Genomic DNA, 16,242 nt, shown 5'->3' with positions numbered 1-16,242 from the left:
TTTTGGAAGCTCCCCTTCGGTCCTTCGCGGTATGCTTTTGATTTCAGGCATTGTATCGTTTGCAGAAACAACAAACTCAGAGCTCCCGAAATACTCAAGACTAAATACTAACGACTCAGGACTGGTCGCTAGACATCCATCGAGTCATACACAATCACTTTCTCCCACAGGTGCGAGCAGTTCTCGATAAACTTGAGGTGAATGGGATGTGTCTGGTAGGTGGCCTGGCCGGCGAGGTCGTCGAACAACATGAGTTCGGAAGCGGCGTAGCTGTTGTCTACAACATCGCGCTTTTCTGTGCTGGCCGGAACACCAATGTGCAGCGAGCGGATGGTTTCAATTTTCTCGAGTGTGCGAAGTCCTTCGAGAAGTTTTTGAAGATCTTCTTTCGAACCGGGGTTCTTCAGCCAGAAGAACACATGGTGAGCAAGTTGTTTTTTATTTTTTGTTTCCATAGTCGATGGTGAAGTTGTGGCGGCATGGGCCACGGTGGCCACGCCGGCGGTGAGTGCTGCAGCGCTGGCCAGGAATGTACGACGGGTTTGTTTGTTCATGGTGTTCATTTTTTTGGACGTACGAAAAATACGATCAGACAATAATAAAAAATCTTTCCGGAAATGTCCGTGCCCACCTGTACTCAATCTGGATTCAATCGTCCGAAAGGGCTTCAAGGTATCAAAAAAGGAAGGAATACGCGAGACATGCCGCCGCGCTAAAATTTTAGCGTGAACTTAAATCGTGATCTCAATCCGGTTTCCCTCTGGATCAAGCACCACACTTTCATAATAGCCATCGCCCGTGGTGCGCGGCTCACCGGCAATGCTGTAGCCGTCTTTTCGCAGGCGCTCGGTCAGGGCATCAACATTTTCTTTGCTGCCCACAGACGTGGCAAAGTGCGCGATGCCCATCCACTGTTTTCCATCGTCGGGACCCGCGGCAATGCCCGGCATTTGCATCAACTCAAGCCGGCAGCCTTCCGAGAAAGAGAGAAAGTAAGAATGAAAATTTTTTTTGGGATTGATGTATTTTTCATTGGCCACCGCATCGAAATAGCGGACATAAAATTCCTTCAGGTTGTCGATGTCTTTCGACCAGATGGCAAGGTGTTCAATTTTCATTCTTACAAAATGTGAAATACGGTTCTTGTTATTTCAAATAGTCAGGCAGCGCCACGCCGGCTTTCAGCACATCGTCGGCAATGGGTGGTTTGCGTTGAATTTCCAACGGCACCACGCCGGCCCAGATGTCGAGCGCATAGTCTTCTTCGTCGTCTTTCGGACCACCGGTTCTAACCTTGGCAGAGGCTTCATCGATCTTGAACGAAAGCAGCATGGTGGCCTTCCATTCGCCACTGTTGGGTTTGCGCACGTCGTCCCAACGGCCCGGCTGCATCTTGTTGGTGAACACTTCCAACGCCTTGTATAGCTCGTCGGCATCGTCCACTTTTTCGGGCGTGCTGAAGATCACCACCGAGCGATAGTTGACCGAGTGGTGAAACGCCGAACGCGCCAGCACCAACCCGTCGATGAACGTGACACCGATAGACACCGGCGGCTTCTTTTCGGCCAGCTCGCGCATATAGAAACTGCCTACGGAACCGTGGAGGTACAATTTGTCGCCGATGCGGCAAAAGCCCGTGGGAATTTGAAAGGCCTGCCCGTCGCGCGCATAGGCCAGCGTGCAAAACAAACCCTCGTCCAATATGGAATACACAACGTCTTTGTCGTATACACCGCGCTTGGGAAGACGCGTGATTTCGGTTTTGTCGGTGATGGGGAATTGTGACATGGTGATTATGATTTACGGGGAATGAAAAAACAATGCTCGAAGCGTTTCATGCCGATTTTCGGATAATATTCCTGCGCAGCCGGTGCGGCCAGCAACAACAGCATGGTTTGTTCGCCGGAAACTTTGTGCGTTTCTTCAATCAGTTGTTTGCCGATGCCTTGCTTTTGATAGGCTTCGTCAACGGCAAGGTCTGACAGATAGCAGCAAAACGAAAAGTCGCTGAGTGCTCTCGAAATTCCCACCAGCGTTTCGCCATCCCACGCGGTCACCAGCACGTTGCCGTGGTCGAGCATGCTTTGAATGGCCTGCGGGTTGTTGACCGGCCGCCGTGCTGCCAACGTGGAACGTTTCAACAAATCTGTGAACGCCTCGACGGTGAGTTTCACATCGCTGCGATAGAGTATCTGGGGAGCTGCCATTTTTTTTATTTACTGATTTGCAAAATAATTTTTCCGAACTGATGGCCCTCTTCCATGTAGCGCATGGCTTCTTCTGCCTGTTCGAGGGGAAATGTTTTGTCGATGACGGGCTTGATGTTCCGGCTCTCCAGGAAATCGAGCATCGACAAAAATTCGTCGCGTGTGCCCATCATGGAACCATGAATGGAAATCTGTTTGGAGTACAGCAGTCGGGTGGCGATGTCGGTGATGTTGCCGTTGGTGCGTCCGAAGTTCACGATGCGACCACCGGGCATGGCCAGTTCGATGAGTTTCGAAAACTGGTTTCCGCCTGCACTGTCGATGATGATGTCGAAGCCCCCGCCACTTTCCTTAAGCGCCTGCTGCACCCAGTCCGGATCGTTATAGTTGAAGCCGCCCAGTGCACCGAGCTGTTTTGCCTTTGCAATTTTTTCGGGCGAGCTGGACGTTACATACACGCGACCCTGATAGCCCACCGCCAACTGCAACACCCACAACGCCGCGCCACCACCAATGCCGGTGATGAGCACTTTCTCTTTGCTGCGCAGGCGTGCTTTCGAAAAGAGCGCGCGATAGGCCGTGAGCGCCGCCAACGGCACGGCTGCAGACTCGGCCGATGTGAGGTGCTCGGGCTTTTCGAAAATATATTTTTTGGAGATCACGATGTAGTCGCTAAACGTTCCGTTGTCGGGATAGCCCAGAATGCGAAACGAGTTGCCTTGCACAATGGGATTCTCTCCCCAATCGAGGGCAGGGTTGATGATCACCTCCATGCCGATGAACAACGGGTCCACATCTTCGCCCACTTCTTCGATGACACCGCAGCCATCCGAACCCAGAATGTTCCCTTCGGGCGAGAGACTATCCTTTTCGCGCCACACCCAGATGTCGAGGTGGTTCAGCGCGGCGTGCTGCAGGCGCACCAGCACCTGGTCTTTCACGGGTCTGAATTTTTTGATGTTTTGCACCACCAACGGATGGTCTTTGCCTTTGAAGAAAACTGCTCTCATAAAAAATTAGAAATAGTGATGCAAGCCGTGCTTTGAAACGCGGTGTTGCGATATATACAGCGGTGTTGCGATATATACAATAGGTTATTGGGCAATAAAAATTCCTCCTGCTGCCGGTGGGTAGCAGGAGGATAGTGCATTAACGTGCAGGAATGATATAGTTCCAGCCAAACACGTCGGCCTCGAAACCAAGGCGGATGTTGTTCAGCTTTTCTTTGACGCGTTGCTGGAAGCTGTCGGGCGTCACGGCCGGCACGTTGTAGTCGGTGCCGTGAATGTTGATGGCGGCGATGGGCGACACAACGGCCGCGGTACCTGCCCCAAAGGCTTCGGTGAGCGTTCCGTTTTTGAAAGCCTCTTCGATTTCGGCCACACTCACGCGACGTTCTTCTACGGTGATGCCCAGCGAAGGCGCCAGTTTCAAAATAGAATCGCGTGTCACACCTTCGAGCAACGCGGTGGTGAGTTTGGGTGTGATGAGCTTGCCGCCGATCACAAACATCACGTTCATCACACCGGCTTCGTCGATGTATTTATGTTCTTTGGCGTCGGTCCACAACACCTGGTCGAAGCCTTCCTGGCGGGCCACTTGCGTGGGATAGAAAGCGCCGCCGTAGTTGCCGGCGCATTTGGCAAAACCGGTTCCGCCTTCGGCTGCGCGCACAAACGTTTCTTCCACTTTCAGGCGTGTGGGTTTGCTGAAGTATGCGCCCGCGGGGCTTGTCAATACAAAGAATTTAAAGTGGTCGGCGATCTTCACACCCAGGCGTGGCTCGTAGGCAAACACCACGGGACGGAGATAGAGCGAAGCACCTTCGCTGGTGGGAATCCAGTTGGCGTCGGTTTCCACGATGGCGTGCAGGGCTTGGGTGAACAGTTCTTCGGGGATCTCGGGCATGCACATCCGGGCCAACGATTTGTTGAGACGCTCGCTGTGTTTCTGCGGACGGAAAATGCAGATGTCGCCGTTCTTGTTTCTGAATGCTTTCATGCCTTCGAACACCGACTGGCCATAGTGCAGCGAAAGCATCGCCGGCGACATGGGAATGTCTCCGAACGGAAGGATGGTGGGCTCCTGCCATTTGCCGTCTACATAGTCAACCATGAGCATGTGGTCGGAAATGTATTTTCCAAACTCCAGGTTGTTAAAATCAACTTCACTGATGCGTGATTTGGCAATGCGCTTCGTGGCAAAAGCAGGAATGGTTAGCGTGGTCATAGCGATGGTATTAAAGGAGTGAATTTCATCATTATCTTTTACATATTCTCCGTCTACGTAAATATTTTGTCGGTTTTGGCCTTGCCAACGCGGTTTTTGGTTCAAAACGGACGTAATCTGTGCATGTCGGTTTCTAAGTAACGCCCTAAACCGATTCCGGTTTTTTCAATTTGTCGGCCACGCTTTTCAATACCTCCAGCGCCAACTCCAGGTCGGCCCGTTCGGTGAGCCAGTTCGAAATGGCTGCGCGGATGCCGGGCACTCCCCGCAGTACGGTAGGCGTAAAAAACACGCGGCCATCGTCGCGCACCGCGGCCAGAAACTGTTGGATCGCGTCGGCCGTGACACCCTCCTGCTTTAGCGTGAAGCACACCACATTCATGCGCACGGGTGCCAGCAAGGTGAAGTCTTCCGAATTTTTCAACAGTTCGCCAAAATGGTGGGCCGCGTCGCAGTTGCGTTCCACCAGTTCGCGATAACCTTCTTTTCCATAGGCCATGAGTGTGAACCACGACGGCAACGCCCGGAAGCGTCGCGAGTTTTCGGGTGTGTAATGAAAGTAGTCGGGGCTTTGGGCCGGATCGCCCAGGTAGGCGGCGCTGTTTTGAAAAACTTTCAGTTGCACGCTCTTGTGGCGTGTGAACTGCATGGCCGCGTCGTAGGGAACATTCAACCACTTGTGCGCGTCGATGGTGATGCTGTCGGCGGCGTTGATGCCATTCATCAGCGCTGCATATTTTTCAGAGCACGCCGCAAAGCCACCAAAGGCTGCGTCGACGTGTAGCCAGAACGTAAATTTTGTTTTCAACTTTCCAATGGCCACCAGGTCGTCGAAGTCAACCGTGTTCACGGTGCCTGCGCTGGCCACCACGATGCACGGGCCTTGTTGTGCGGCAAGTTTTTGTTCGAGCGCGGCCACATCTATGGCTTCGCGTTCCGGTAGTGTGTCCACTTTCACAATCGCCTTGCGACCAACGCCCAGCATAGAGAGGGCTTTTGGAACGCTGGAATGTGGTGTGGCACTCAACACAACCAGCGGTGCGCTGCCTGCCATGCCGTCGTTGCTGAAGTCAAGACCGTGTTGTTCGCCAACCCATTGGCGAGCCTGTGCCAGGCTGGTGAAATTTGAAATGGTGGCGCCCGTCACAAACGAACCAAAATAGGCATCGTCAAGACCAAACATCTCTTTAAAGAAGTGAATGGTTTGTCGCTCAATCTGTGGTGCAATGGAATCGTTGCTGCCACAGGCATTCTGATCGTAGGCACTCACCAGCCAGTCTGCTGCAACCGATGCGGGTGTTGATCCGCCGGTCACAAAACCGAAATAGCGCGGGCCGGCACTGTTGGCCATTTTGTCGGCAAAGTGTTTTCCAAAATAATCAAGCGCGGCCTGTGCGCCCATGCCTTTGTCGGGCATATGTTCGAGGGCGATGTCGGCAACGAACCGGCCGGGCGCCAGCGTGTCTTGCCGGGCAAAATATTGTGCGGCCAGCTGCTGGGTTTGGTTGAGTATGGCCGTCAGGTTTTGGCGGTCGTGTTGCAAGAGAGGATGCATGGTTCAGGAATTTAGCGTGTTGATGATTTCCGAAACACGAACAAGGTGATGATCGTCGTGTTCCGATTCGAAGAAGGCAAGATCGACCGGGTTTAGCGTGATGTTGAGGCGCGGATGAACACTGGTCTTGAGGAAGTCTTCGTCGCGCAGCGAACGAAAGCGTTGCAGCTTGATGGCACGGTTGCGCCGGAACAATGCGATGATTTCATCCACGGGTACAACATTGTAGTCGCGCTGCAAGCCCGGCACAGCCGGGGCCAGCGTGGGGGCGCTGCTCAAAATCTGTTCGAGCCTGCGCAGCGCCACTTCATCCATCTCAGCGAGGTGCGCGATGTTTTCTTTCACCGACCATTTGTTGTCGAGCTTGCGCGACAGCAATTCGTCGGATATGCCTTTCACTTTCGCATCCATACGCACCGCCGTGCCTTCCTGGCGTTCCAGTAGAAACGGGAGCAGGCCGGCGGCCAGGCCGGTGGGAAATGTGCGTTTGAGCCAGTCTGATTTTTGCATAGATAATTTTTTTAAACGCCTCGGATCTTCAACAGCAAATACAAATCACGCGTTGGCGAGCGCGGCCACCACGGCGGTGGGCATGTGGTGCACGGGGAAACTCACCGAGCGTGCAATGAAACACATGGCGTGGGCTTCGTCGTGCAGGGCGTTGGCTTTGTCGGTCATCGATTTGTCTTTCACCGTCACCACCGGGTGTAGTGTCACCTCCAGAAATTCGCCACTGCCGTCGGCATTCTCGCGCATGGTGCCCGCGGCGTTGTCTACGTAGTCTGTCACAATCACGCCGTTCACTGCGCACACATGCAGATACCACAGCATGTGGCAACTCGACAATGAAGCCACCAACAGTTCTTCAGGATTGTAGCGTGTTTTGTCGCCGCGAAATTTTGGATCGGACGAGCCGGGTATTTCGGGTTTGCCTTCCGCCGAAAGGAGGTGGCTGCGTTCATAGCCCTTATAATCGGCCGTGCCGTTGCCTTTGTTGCCGGTCCACGCGAGGGTGGTGGTGTAGTGATGGGTCATGGAGTCAGGTTATTTTTTTCTTGTAGAGCAAGTCGGTTTGCAAATCGGTTCCCAACAGAAAATCGTGCGAGGCATATTGTTCAAATCCCCACTTTTCATAGAAGGCGCGTGCGCGGGGGTTGCGTTCCCACACGCCGAGCCAGATGGTGTTGTATGCTTTTGCTTTCGCGAAATCCAGACACGTCTGCAACAAGGTTTTTCCCACGTTCTTGCCGAGATAGTTGCTGTCGGAATAGATGCGCTCCAATTCGATGCTGAAGGTGTCCGGGGGAGCTTCTTTGTTTGGATGCATGCGCAGTTTTGCATAGCCCACCGCCGTGCCGTCTAACTCTGCAATGAAAAAAACCGATAGCGCGTCGTTCAGCTCAAGGGTTAACTGTTCGGTTGTGAAATTTTTGTCGACATACATTTTCACATCCGGCTCGTGGTTGAGCGGGGCAAACGTTTCGTAGAACGTCTTCCAGCCTAAGCTGGCCAGCAGCGAGGCATCGTGCGCGGTGGCGGTTCGTATGGTGATGGCGTTGGTCATCAGGTCAGCGATAGTTCCATTTTAATGTTGCTGCGTTTGTAGGGTCCGTCAACGGGCACTTCCACAAAGCCAAGTTTCCGATAGAGAGCAATGGCTGTTTCGAGCACGGTGTTGGAATAGAGGATGATGGTGTGTGCACCCCGCTCGCGAGCCTTGTCGCGCGCAGCTTCGGCCAATGCCCGCCCGATTTTCAGTCCTCTATAATTTTCGTCTACCGCCATTTTTGTGAATTCATAAACACCCGGCTTCACAAACTTTAGCGCGGCCGTGCCCACCACGTTGCCGTTGCAGGTCGCCATAAAAATTTCACCACCGGGGGCGATGATGTGCACGTCGGGGTGTTGCAGCACCGAAACGTCGATGGGCTCCATCCAGAAATATTTTTCGATCCAATGCCGGTTCAGCGATTCGAAGAACGGCTGGTGCTGGGGCCGGTAGGTTTCGATGGTGAGCGTCACATTCTCCATGCGTTGTGCTGAGGTTTATGGCTAAGAAAATTTCCATCGACAATGAAAAGCTTCACACCCGTTTTGGATACGGTGCGATGCAGACTCACATTGTCGGACACCTGATAGCTCATGCCTTTCTCAAGACGGAAGCTGCGGCCGTCTGCAAGCTGTGATTCCATTTCACCCTCGAGGCAAAACAGCACATGGCCCGCCCGGCACCAATGGTCGGCTTCGTAGCCTTGCGAATATTCCACCATGCGCACACGAAACGTGTCGAACTGCAGCGTGCGCCACCTGGCCACGCCCGACGTGCCGCGATGTTCCGTTACGGGAAGGTTATCCCATTGCGTGGTATGAAAGAAGATAGGGTTCATTTTTTTTCTTAGCGGCTGAATTGCGCTTTCCACAAATCGCGCAGTTGATAGCCCTTGTTCACAATGTAGATGCCAGCCACGGTGACGGCGATGGCAATGCCGATTTTGGTATTGAGTTTTTCATCCAGCACCAGCCACCCGAGAATGACGGCCACCACGGGATTGACATAGGCATAGAGCGAAACAATGGTCATGGGCAGATTGCGCAGCGCATACGAATAGCATGCATAGGCCACAATGGACCCGAACACAATGAGGTAGAGCAATGAATAGACCGGCGTGGGCGACCAGTTCACCACCGTGAGGTCGTCGAACAAAAGGGATGCTGGAATAAGCCACACACCGCCAAAAAACATTTGCAGTGCAGCATTGAGAAACAGGTTGCCAACCGTGCCGCGTTTTTTCAACCACACGCTTCCGCCAGCCCAGGCCACCACGCCCACGAAGATGGCGAAGATGCCGATCTGGTATTCAAGCTTCGAAAACTCGGTGACGTGTTCGCCAAAGATCATGACAATGCCGACCAGGCCTACCATCACGCCGAGAAGGATGGGCACGGTGGGTTTCTCTTCGCGGTTCACCGTGAGGTTCACGAGAATCACCATCATGGGCATGAGCGAGCAGAGGATGGCGGCCACGCCGCTGGGAATGAGCACTTCGGCCCAGGCCACAAGGCCGTTGCCCAGCGAAATCATGAAGAAGCCGGCCACGGCCTGACGCTGAAGCTGTTCGCGCGACGGAAACTTCTCCTTCATCACAAACAGCATGAAACCTCCCAACAGCAGGCCCGCCGCCATTTGGCGGATCACCACAAAGAGGAAGGGAGGAAAGTGAACAACGGCTACACGCAAGGCCAGGTAGGTCGTGCCCCAGATGATGCAGATAGCTCCCAGTGCGATGTAGGCAACCAGTAAATCTTTTTTCAAGTGTGCAGGGGTTAAAGGGTGATGAATTAGTGTGAGTGTTTGGTGCGGGTGTGGAAACATTCAAAAGTTCCTATAAATACGGAAAAAAAACAGTTTCAGTTTTATGTATTTTGACCAGATCAGTTTAGGCCAGTACATGATTGGGTTATCAAACATTTTTGAACAGACCGATTGCCCCCATCAAGATGCGCTTGTGATGGATATTTTTCGAACTTCGCGACCAAACAGTCTACGGATGAAAAAAAGCTACAGCGATCTAAATGTTCTGGACGAAACGGATAGATACCTTCTCGGGCATTATTTTGAGGACGCTTATATCATCGACAAACAGAGCGGAGATGACATATTTCATGACGATTTCTATGGTGACCCCACGTGTGGTTTGATTAGCAGGAACAACGATTGGGCGGTTATCGCCGGAGAACATATAACCGTGTGGAAGAACGGCAAGGGTGTGATCGTAAACCAAGCCGAACTCCGATGGGTACATTCCCTGCGGACAAAGGATCAGCGCATTATCGAAATTCTCATAGACCCCTGGGCCGACCACTCGGCCATTTGGACGCTGGACATTACGAATATGAAATTTCAAAAGGTCCGTGATTTTAATGACTATAAAGACGAGAACGTGACCGATAATCTCACATGGTGAGTAGTCGGAAACTGGCGAGATAATTTTATGCGTTAGCCATGCCGTTGTGTCAGAAAAAGACATTGTGCTCGTGCAGTCATTAACAGCGACAACTTGCCTCGTCGGCACAACTCATCCTCCCAATATTTGTGCGTTGCCACAGCTATTCCCGATTGCTGTTTGAACATGCTACGTGATGTGGTTCTATTTTCTTTTTTGTCTCTATGAAGACTCCGATTGTGCAACCGTTTGATATTGAAAGATGAATTTTTTACGGAATAAAACTTTATAGCGTGTTGATTATGCCATATATTAGATAAGCAACCTGATTCATTGACCAAACAAAAATTTGTTTCGCTCCTCGACGCCAACTGACGGGGCAAACAAATGAAAGCACGGAAAAGCCTATGTCTTGGTGCCCTGCGTGTACGCCCCACGTTAGCACCCTAAGAGACCGGCCCCTTCACGTGTCGTTGTGCCTGATAGTTTCGATGCGATAAACAAGCGCAGGGCGGTGGTGTAGGTATGGATTTGTTTATCTCCCGTTACCAGTTTTCTGAGACCTAAACCCAAAATCTATACCTATGAGAAAAATCTACTACCTGCGAATCTGACAACACGGAGCACTTGCTGCTTCTGCAGATGAAAATCAAAAAAAAATCTGAGCATCGTTTCGCCATCCACGGCTGAAGTGTTTTAAAAAACACGTTCACGCAACGTTTCGGGTGGCGACAGGCCCTGCTTTTTTCTTTCTCCAACCTTGTGTTCGCAAGGTCGAGGATCTGTATTGTCAAAACTTTAACCTAAACAACCATGAAACAAAAATTTTACCTGTGCCTTATCTTTCTACTCATCACCCTGCCCACGTTCGCGCAGCAGGTAACGGTGTCGGGCACCATCACGGCCTCGAGTGATGGCACGCCCCTTGCCGGTGTGAGCGTTATTTTGAAAACTGCTCCCGGCAAAGGAACGTTGACCGATGGCGATGGCAAATACACCATCACGGCAACGCCTGCCGACGTGCTTGTGTTTTCGTTCATTGGCTTTGCTTCTACCGAAATTCCCGTGGGTGCCAACCGTACCATAGACGTGCCGTTGCAGGAGTCGATGCACGAACTGGGCGAGCTCATTGTTACCGGAAGCCGCGGCATGGGTCGCACCGCGCTGGAGACGGCCGTGCCCGTGGACATCATTTCAATAAAGGATATTATGGGCGACTTGCCACAGATAGATCTGGCCCAGATGCTCACCATGCTTGCCCCCAGCTTCAACGCGGTGCGCTCGCAGGGTGGTGACCTGGATTCGCACGTTGACCCCATCCAGTTGAGAAACCTCGCGCCCAATCAAACGCTGGTGCTGGTGAATGGCAAACGTCGGCACACGTCGGCACAGCTCATCATCTCCACGGCGGTGGGCAGTCCGTCTACATCGGTAGACATGATGCTGATTCCGGCAGCGTCGGTAGACCACATTGAAATTTTGCGCGATGGTGCCGCGGCGCAATATGGATCGGATGCTGTGGCCGGTGTGATCAACATTGTGTTGAAAAAATCTACCAACCGGCTCTCGGGCAGCTTCACGGGCGGTGGCTACATGAACTCGGGTGGCGACGGTGGAAAATATACCGAAGATGGCAAGCCCGATGGATACAACTATCAGCTGTCGGCCAACTATGGTTTCAGTCTTGGCAAGAAAGGGTTCATCAACATTTCGGGCGAGCTCACGCAGCGTCGGCCCACGTTGCGTCCTTTTGTGAACGACTGGAATGTGTATGACGGAACGTATCTCACGAATCAGCGCACCGACAAATTTGGCAACCCCGTCATCACCAACCCCGAGTTGGTAGCGGCGCAGGCGGCGGGCAATGCCACGCTGGCGGCGTCGCTTGCCACGCCCGAAGGATTGATGGGTGCGCGGGGTCTGAAGCAAAGCGATTTTGCGGTGTGGGCCGGTTCGCCCGCCATCACCATGGGAACGGTTTATTTTAACTCCGAAATTCCCATCGATGAAACCACAACGTTCTATGCCTTTGGCGGCATGGGCTATAAATTTCTGCAAAGCTATTCGTGCTACTATCGTCGCCCCGAGCAAACCGATCGTTTCAACTATCTGCTCTATCCCAACGGCTTTCGCCCGGAGATGACCACCAACACGTCCGACATCTCCACCACCATGGGGATTCGTGGCAAGATTGGAATCTTCAACGTGGACTTCAGCAACACCTATGGCAGGAACAAGAGCCGCATCGGCATGGTGAACACCATGAACGCGTCGCTGGGATCGAACTCGCCCATCAACATGAACCTGGGCACACACGCGTTCTCACAAAACACAACCAACCTCGACTTCTCAAAATATTTCCCGGAGGTGATGCGCGGCCTGAACATTGCGTTTGGCGCCGAGATGCGTGTTGAAAATTATAAGATCATTAAAGGACAAGACGAAGGGTTTACCTATGGCGACGCCGGTGTGGTGACCGTGGGTGAAGATGGTTTTCTGGTTGGCCCCGATGGCAAACCGCTTGAAGATGGCAGCAGCACACCCATTGTTGATGCCAACGGCAACCCGCTGGAAGTAACGAAAGGCGAAAAGGTGACGGTGAAATCGCTGTCGGCCAACTGCCAGTGTTTTGCGGGCTTTGGTCCCAAGAATGAGCGCGACGAATTTCGCACCGATGTGTCGGCCTATATCGACGCAGAGTTGAACCTTACGGAAGACTTCATGATTGCCGGTGCAGCGCGCGTGGAGAACTACTCTGACTTTGGCGACGTGGTGATTGGCAAGTTCGCGGCCCGCTATTCCATTCTCGACAACCTGTCGCTTCGCGGCTCGCTCTCTACCGGCTTCCGCGCACCGTCGTTGCAGGAACTGAACTACACCACCACAGCCACTGTGTTTGTGACCGACCAGAACGGCGTTCCACAACCTGTGGACTACACTACGTATCCTTCGAACAGCACCGCCGCCCGTGTGCTGGGCATCAAGAAGCTGACCGAAGAACGTTCGAAGAGCTATGGCCTGGGGTTTGCCTACCAGGTGTCGCACAAGCTGGAGTTTAGCGTGGATGCCTACCAGATCGACGTGGACGATCGCATCTTCCTTACGGGTGCGTTCAACGCAGCAGAGGTTGGCAACAACTATGACCAGGTGATTGGCAGCCAGGGGGAAGCCCAGTTTTTTGTGAACGGTGGCGACATTCGTTCCAAGGGCATTGAGCTGGTGGGCAACTACACCACCGCCGTCAACAAGTCGGTGCTCACGTTTAACGCGTCGGCCATCTTTAGCCGCAACCAGGTGATTCATAAAAAAACACTGGATCTGAACGCTGCCAACATCAGCGAAGAAGCGTTGGTGAACAAATACCTGAACCGTCAGGTAATTGGCCAATTTGAAACCGGCACACCCCGCACAAAGTTTATCGGCTTTGTTCAATACAAGCTCGGCAAATTCTCGACGCTGTTTCGCGGCACCTACTATGGAAAAGTTACGGAACTGTCGACTTCGACAAACGCCAATGGCGAATTCTGGGATCAGACTTTTAGCGGACAAACCGTGTTTGACCTTAGCGTGAGCTACGACATCACGAAGAACCTGAAGTTCTCGGTAGGTGGCAACAACATCTTCGACAAATATCCCGAGTTGTTGCGCGAAGAAAACCGCGGCTTCTACCTGTATTCAAACAACCAGCAAGGCAGCAACGGCGCATACTACTACGGTCGCGTTTTGTTCTCATTCTAAACTCTTAGCATCATGAAAAACATACTGAAAACGAAAATAGCTTCCCTCATGCTGATGGCATCGGTTGCCACAACATTGCTTAGTGCCTGCGAACAGGTGAGTGTGAATCCCGAACTGGGCACGGCACCCGGCGGCGGAACCATCACCACGTTCAAAGCCTACACGCTTGATTCTATTCCCGGCACAGGACGCGTGTATGGTCGCGTGGTGTTCTGGCTCGACAACGCCAACAACACGCTGGTGCAGGTGTCGCTCTACAACACCAAGGCAGGCTCGTCGTATCCCACGGGTCTTTATGCTGGCACGGTGGCTGGCGGTTCCTCTACTTCGCTTGCCGCGCTGACACCGGTTGACGGCGAAGCGGGTGAGTTTGCGCCGTATAAATATTTTGTTGTGGGCAAGAAAGATTTTTATGAATCGCTGGATGAACTTGACGGACACGTGAGCATTTTTCTGGAAGACGATGCCGTTGCCGTGGGCGATGTGGGCCTGAATGCAGAGCCCGTGCAGGTTGGAAATTGAGTTGGCTTTTTGTTTATATAAAGGAGGCTGTTGTAGGGCGTACGACAGCCTCTCTTTTTTTATAGCGTTCCCATTACATGCCGGGGGGCATCGTTTTGCGATAGACTTTTTTCACGACGCGTGGTGCCGAAAACCGGTAGCCCAATTCAAACCCAATGTAGCGACTGACGGTGGAGAGCCCGATGTATTGCAGGGCAGCACTGCTCCACTCGTATTCATAGCGCACGCCGCCATAGAAACGCCGCGACTGATAGCCGATGCTGGCTTTGCCTTCGGGATTAAAAACAAGGGCTTCGCGACTGGCGGTTTTTTGCTGTGACTGATCGATGTATTTATAGAGATAGAGATTGACGGAAGGGAACACGACCAGCGATGCGAAGAAACGTCTATTAAAAACAAACGTGCCTCCCACGCCGGGAGCAACTTTGAACGTTACGCGTCGCAGCGTGGTGATGTTGGCAAAGGCCGGATCGAAGTGGCGTTGCTGTTCGCGGGAGATCAGTGCAGAGTCGCCCGACAGTTGGTTATAGTAAGCACCCGCCTTGAACAACACGCCGGCCTGGCTGCGTACCTGGCGTTGCGAGAAGGTGATGGGCGCGGTGTAGGAATATTTTTTCCAGTTCACGTTGTAGAGCGCCTCCAGCTGAAACTCTTTGTTCAACAAATCGGGGCGCAGGCGATAGGGGCCAGCGGGATTTCGATTGATGTCGCTGACGTCGGTGAGGCCTTTGATGCGGATGTATTTGAATTGAAAGGAGTAGGCACTGCCCGAGAATTTGATGGTGGCGGTGCGGTAGGCGCTGGGTGCATAGGCATCGTTTTTTTGCAGCCCCGACTTGAGCAGGAACGCAAAGCCGGCGGCCACAAACCGATAGCTCGCCGAAAAGCCCATGACGTCGGCTATGTTGGTGCGGAAGTGGGAGGTTGCCGCGGCGCTTCCGGGACCGCGCGGGCCCAGGTTGAAGCGAATGCCGGGCGAGAGGATGTGGGTGCCCACCGACAGGTAGTTGGGATAGGTTTTGATGTAGGCCGTGTCGAGCGGTGCGGGTTTGATGCGCAGGCGCGGGAAAAACTTTTTATAGAATTTGTCGGGATGCAGCAGCACATTTTCCTGAGCCCTGGCGGCGGAAACGAAGAAGACCAGGATGAAGAACACCCACGTGACAGGAAACAATTTCATAGCGTATGCACTGGATTACATAACCTGAAAGTAGCGCTTTTGTTAGAATCGCGATGAAAGCGTCCTTCTGCTGTGTGGGCTGCGTTAATTTTTTTTTGGTTGATCGATTTTTTTCGCGGCCCTCGGTTTTTGTTTTCGACGGGCATAGTCCACCAGATCTTTTGGGTAGTAGGGATTGTCGCGATAGGCGCTGTCGTCGAGTTTGAGCACGATGGTGATGGCGGCGCTTTCGAAGCTCCAATAGCCGAAGTAGTTGTAGTGTGCCGACGTGTGGCTTTCGTGCCACGAGAAGTTTGCGTGTGCGGCATACCATTGTTTGTCGAGGTAGTTTTTGATGCGGCGTTGGGCGAAATGTTTGCGCTGTTGTGTGGCCAACGCGAGGTTTTGGTGTGGGTCTTTGGTGGTGGGCAAAGGTGGAAGCGGATGTGTTGGGTCAAAGCGGGCCAGCAGGTAGTGCAGCAGGTAATGATTGGGGTGTTGGGTGCGGGCCAGTTGAATAAAGGGTTGAATTTGGCTGTGAGGAAGACGCAGCAACACGGCCAGCGAAAACATCCAGAGAAGGTCGGTGGGATCGCACGGCGTGTTGTCAGTCTTGCCGAGGTAGTAGCGTATTTCGGCAAATGTTCGTTTGACGGCGCCCATGCTTTTGCCGGCAGAATATTGGGCCACGAGCTTGCGCAGCAGGTGGCGACCCACCTGAACGAGCCAGTGCCGGGCCGAAGCTTTGTTCCACCGCGTCCACTCGGCCACCGCGCAGGAGAGGAAGGCTTCGCTGGTTTCGTTTTGCAAGGCAATGTATTGGTGGAAGTAGGCCGGAGTTTTGAACGCGACGCGCATGACAGTTTTTTTTTGTTGAGCCTTCAGTTT

Annotated in this window: 18 protein-coding genes; 3 read left to right on the top strand and 15 right to left on the bottom strand. The window is 52.9% G+C overall.

Going from position 1 to position 16,242, the window contains the following annotated elements:
• Positions 1 to 128 precede the first annotated feature (128 nt).
• The 13 genes from JI741_RS18395 to JI741_RS18335 form a co-directional block, all read right to left on the bottom strand.
• Entirely contained in the window at positions 129 to 554 is a 426-nt protein-coding gene (locus tag JI741_RS18395) for a Dabb family protein (RefSeq protein ID WP_202012343.1), read from the bottom strand.
• Positions 555 to 731: 177 nt separating this feature from the next.
• Positions 732 to 1,118, bottom strand: a complete 387-nt coding sequence (locus tag JI741_RS18390; protein ID WP_202012341.1) for a VOC family protein — start codon at positions 1,116 to 1,118, stop codon at positions 732 to 734.
• A 28-nt stretch (positions 1,119 to 1,146) separates the two neighbouring features.
• Complete coding sequence (locus tag JI741_RS18385) at positions 1,147 to 1,788, bottom strand: pyridoxamine 5'-phosphate oxidase family protein (RefSeq protein WP_202012339.1); 642 nt, start codon at positions 1,786 to 1,788, stop codon at positions 1,147 to 1,149.
• A gap of 5 nt (positions 1,789 to 1,793) precedes the next feature.
• Positions 1,794 to 2,207, bottom strand: coding sequence for a GNAT family N-acetyltransferase (locus JI741_RS18380; protein WP_202012337.1), 414 nt, complete (start codon positions 2,205 to 2,207; stop codon positions 1,794 to 1,796).
• A 5-nt stretch (positions 2,208 to 2,212) separates the two neighbouring features.
• Positions 2,213 to 3,217, bottom strand: coding sequence for a zinc-binding dehydrogenase (locus JI741_RS18375; RefSeq protein WP_202012335.1), 1,005 nt, complete (start codon positions 3,215 to 3,217; stop codon positions 2,213 to 2,215).
• Positions 3,218 to 3,356: 139 nt separating this feature from the next.
• Positions 3,357 to 4,436 carry a branched-chain amino acid aminotransferase gene (locus JI741_RS18370; protein ID WP_202012333.1) on the bottom strand — a complete coding sequence of 360 codons (1,080 nt, stop codon included), beginning with the start codon at positions 4,434 to 4,436 and terminating at the stop codon, positions 3,357 to 3,359.
• Between the two features lie 145 nt (positions 4,437 to 4,581).
• Positions 4,582 to 5,991 (bottom strand): pyridoxal phosphate-dependent decarboxylase family protein, encoded by a 1,410-nt coding sequence (locus JI741_RS18365; protein ID WP_202012332.1) that lies wholly within the window; start codon positions 5,989 to 5,991, stop codon positions 4,582 to 4,584.
• Positions 5,992 to 5,994: 3 nt separating this feature from the next.
• On the bottom strand, positions 5,995 to 6,501 hold the full coding sequence (locus JI741_RS18360; RefSeq protein WP_202012330.1) for a DinB family protein: 507 nt from the start codon (positions 6,499 to 6,501) through the stop codon (positions 5,995 to 5,997).
• A gap of 45 nt (positions 6,502 to 6,546) precedes the next feature.
• The gene (locus JI741_RS18355) at positions 6,547 to 7,026 is read right to left on the bottom strand and encodes an OsmC family protein (protein ID WP_202012328.1); all 480 of its coding nucleotides are present in this window, start codon (positions 7,024 to 7,026) and stop codon (positions 6,547 to 6,549) included.
• Between the two features lie 4 nt (positions 7,027 to 7,030).
• The gene (locus tag JI741_RS18350) at positions 7,031 to 7,555 is read right to left on the bottom strand and encodes a GNAT family N-acetyltransferase (RefSeq protein WP_202012326.1); all 525 of its coding nucleotides are present in this window, start codon (positions 7,553 to 7,555) and stop codon (positions 7,031 to 7,033) included.
• The gene (locus JI741_RS18345) at positions 7,555 to 8,022 is read right to left on the bottom strand and encodes a GNAT family N-acetyltransferase (RefSeq protein ID WP_202012324.1); all 468 of its coding nucleotides are present in this window, start codon (positions 8,020 to 8,022) and stop codon (positions 7,555 to 7,557) included. Before JI741_RS18345 ends, JI741_RS18350 begins: the two co-directional genes overlap by 1 nt.
• Positions 8,010 to 8,378: a DHCW motif cupin fold protein gene (locus JI741_RS18340; RefSeq protein WP_202012322.1), complete on the bottom strand. Its 369-nt coding sequence runs from the start codon at positions 8,376 to 8,378 to the stop codon at positions 8,010 to 8,012. The genes JI741_RS18345 and JI741_RS18340 overlap by 13 nt, the downstream gene beginning before the upstream one ends.
• Before the next feature lie 8 nt (positions 8,379 to 8,386).
• A complete protein-coding gene (locus JI741_RS18335) occupies positions 8,387 to 9,304 on the bottom strand; it encodes a DMT family transporter (RefSeq protein WP_202012320.1) in 918 nt (305 codons plus the stop codon).
• Positions 9,305 to 9,407: 103 nt separating this feature from the next.
• On the opposite strand from JI741_RS18335, the gene JI741_RS18330 reads away from it, so the two are divergent.
• From JI741_RS18330 to JI741_RS18320, 3 genes are all read left to right on the top strand, one after another.
• Positions 9,408 to 9,956, top strand: coding sequence for a hypothetical protein (locus JI741_RS18330; protein ID WP_202012318.1), 549 nt, complete (start codon positions 9,408 to 9,410; stop codon positions 9,954 to 9,956).
• 792 nt (positions 9,957 to 10,748) lie between these two features.
• A complete protein-coding gene (locus tag JI741_RS18325) occupies positions 10,749 to 13,673 on the top strand; it encodes a TonB-dependent receptor (RefSeq protein WP_202012316.1) in 2,925 nt (974 codons plus the stop codon).
• Positions 13,674 to 13,685: 12 nt separating this feature from the next.
• Complete coding sequence (locus tag JI741_RS18320) at positions 13,686 to 14,195, top strand: hypothetical protein (protein ID WP_202012314.1); 510 nt, start codon at positions 13,686 to 13,688, stop codon at positions 14,193 to 14,195.
• 73 nt (positions 14,196 to 14,268) lie between these two features.
• Here JI741_RS18320 and JI741_RS18315 read toward each other — a convergent pair whose 3' ends face one another.
• On the bottom strand, positions 14,269 to 15,375 hold the full coding sequence (locus tag JI741_RS18315; RefSeq protein ID WP_202012312.1) for a DUF4421 family protein: 1,107 nt from the start codon (positions 15,373 to 15,375) through the stop codon (positions 14,269 to 14,271).
• A gap of 84 nt (positions 15,376 to 15,459) precedes the next feature.
• Positions 15,460 to 16,212: a PoNe immunity protein domain-containing protein gene (locus JI741_RS32970; RefSeq protein ID WP_202012310.1), complete on the bottom strand. Its 753-nt coding sequence runs from the start codon at positions 16,210 to 16,212 to the stop codon at positions 15,460 to 15,462.
• Positions 16,213 to 16,242 lie beyond the last annotated feature (30 nt).

It is taken from the genome of Chryseolinea lacunae, from assembly GCF_016735595.1.
GTDB classification, from domain to species: Bacteria; Bacteroidota; Bacteroidia; order Cytophagales; family Cyclobacteriaceae; genus Chryseolinea; species Chryseolinea lacunae.
This window is presented reverse-complemented; position numbering and strand designations above follow the sequence as displayed.

Excerpts from the sequence above, each read along its gene's own strand:
- JI741_RS18395 (WP_202012343.1), bottom strand. The coding sequence starts at position 554 with ATGAACAAACAAACCCGTCGTACATTCCTGGCCAGCGCTGCAGCACTC.
- JI741_RS18390 (WP_202012341.1), bottom strand. The coding sequence starts at position 1,118 with ATGAAAATTGAACACCTTGCCATCTGGTCGAAAGACATCGACAACCTG.
- JI741_RS18385 (WP_202012339.1), bottom strand. The coding sequence starts at position 1,788 with ATGTCACAATTCCCCATCACCGACAAAACCGAAATCACGCGTCTTCCC.
- JI741_RS18380 (WP_202012337.1), bottom strand. The coding sequence starts at position 2,207 with ATGGCAGCTCCCCAGATACTCTATCGCAGCGATGTGAAACTCACCGTC.
- JI741_RS18375 (WP_202012335.1), bottom strand. The coding sequence starts at position 3,217 with ATGAGAGCAGTTTTCTTCAAAGGCAAAGACCATCCGTTGGTGGTGCAA.
- JI741_RS18370 (WP_202012333.1), bottom strand. The coding sequence starts at position 4,436 with ATGACCACGCTAACCATTCCTGCTTTTGCCACGAAGCGCATTGCCAAA.
- JI741_RS18365 (WP_202012332.1), bottom strand. The coding sequence starts at position 5,991 with ATGCATCCTCTCTTGCAACACGACCGCCAAAACCTGACGGCCATACTC.
- JI741_RS18360 (WP_202012330.1), bottom strand. The coding sequence starts at position 6,501 with ATGCAAAAATCAGACTGGCTCAAACGCACATTTCCCACCGGCCTGGCC.
- JI741_RS18355 (WP_202012328.1), bottom strand. The coding sequence starts at position 7,026 with ATGACCCATCACTACACCACCACCCTCGCGTGGACCGGCAACAAAGGC.
- JI741_RS18350 (WP_202012326.1), bottom strand. The coding sequence starts at position 7,555 with ATGACCAACGCCATCACCATACGAACCGCCACCGCGCACGATGCCTCG.
- JI741_RS18345 (WP_202012324.1), bottom strand. The coding sequence starts at position 8,022 with ATGGAGAATGTGACGCTCACCATCGAAACCTACCGGCCCCAGCACCAG.
- JI741_RS18340 (WP_202012322.1), bottom strand. The coding sequence starts at position 8,378 with ATGAACCCTATCTTCTTTCATACCACGCAATGGGATAACCTTCCCGTA.
- JI741_RS18330 (WP_202012318.1), top strand. The coding sequence starts at position 9,408 with ATGTATTTTGACCAGATCAGTTTAGGCCAGTACATGATTGGGTTATCA.
- JI741_RS18325 (WP_202012316.1), top strand. The coding sequence starts at position 10,749 with ATGAAACAAAAATTTTACCTGTGCCTTATCTTTCTACTCATCACCCTG.
- JI741_RS18320 (WP_202012314.1), top strand. The coding sequence starts at position 13,686 with ATGAAAAACATACTGAAAACGAAAATAGCTTCCCTCATGCTGATGGCA.
- JI741_RS18315 (WP_202012312.1), bottom strand. The coding sequence starts at position 15,375 with ATGAAATTGTTTCCTGTCACGTGGGTGTTCTTCATCCTGGTCTTCTTC.
- JI741_RS32970 (WP_202012310.1), bottom strand. The coding sequence starts at position 16,212 with ATGCGCGTCGCGTTCAAAACTCCGGCCTACTTCCACCAATACATTGCC.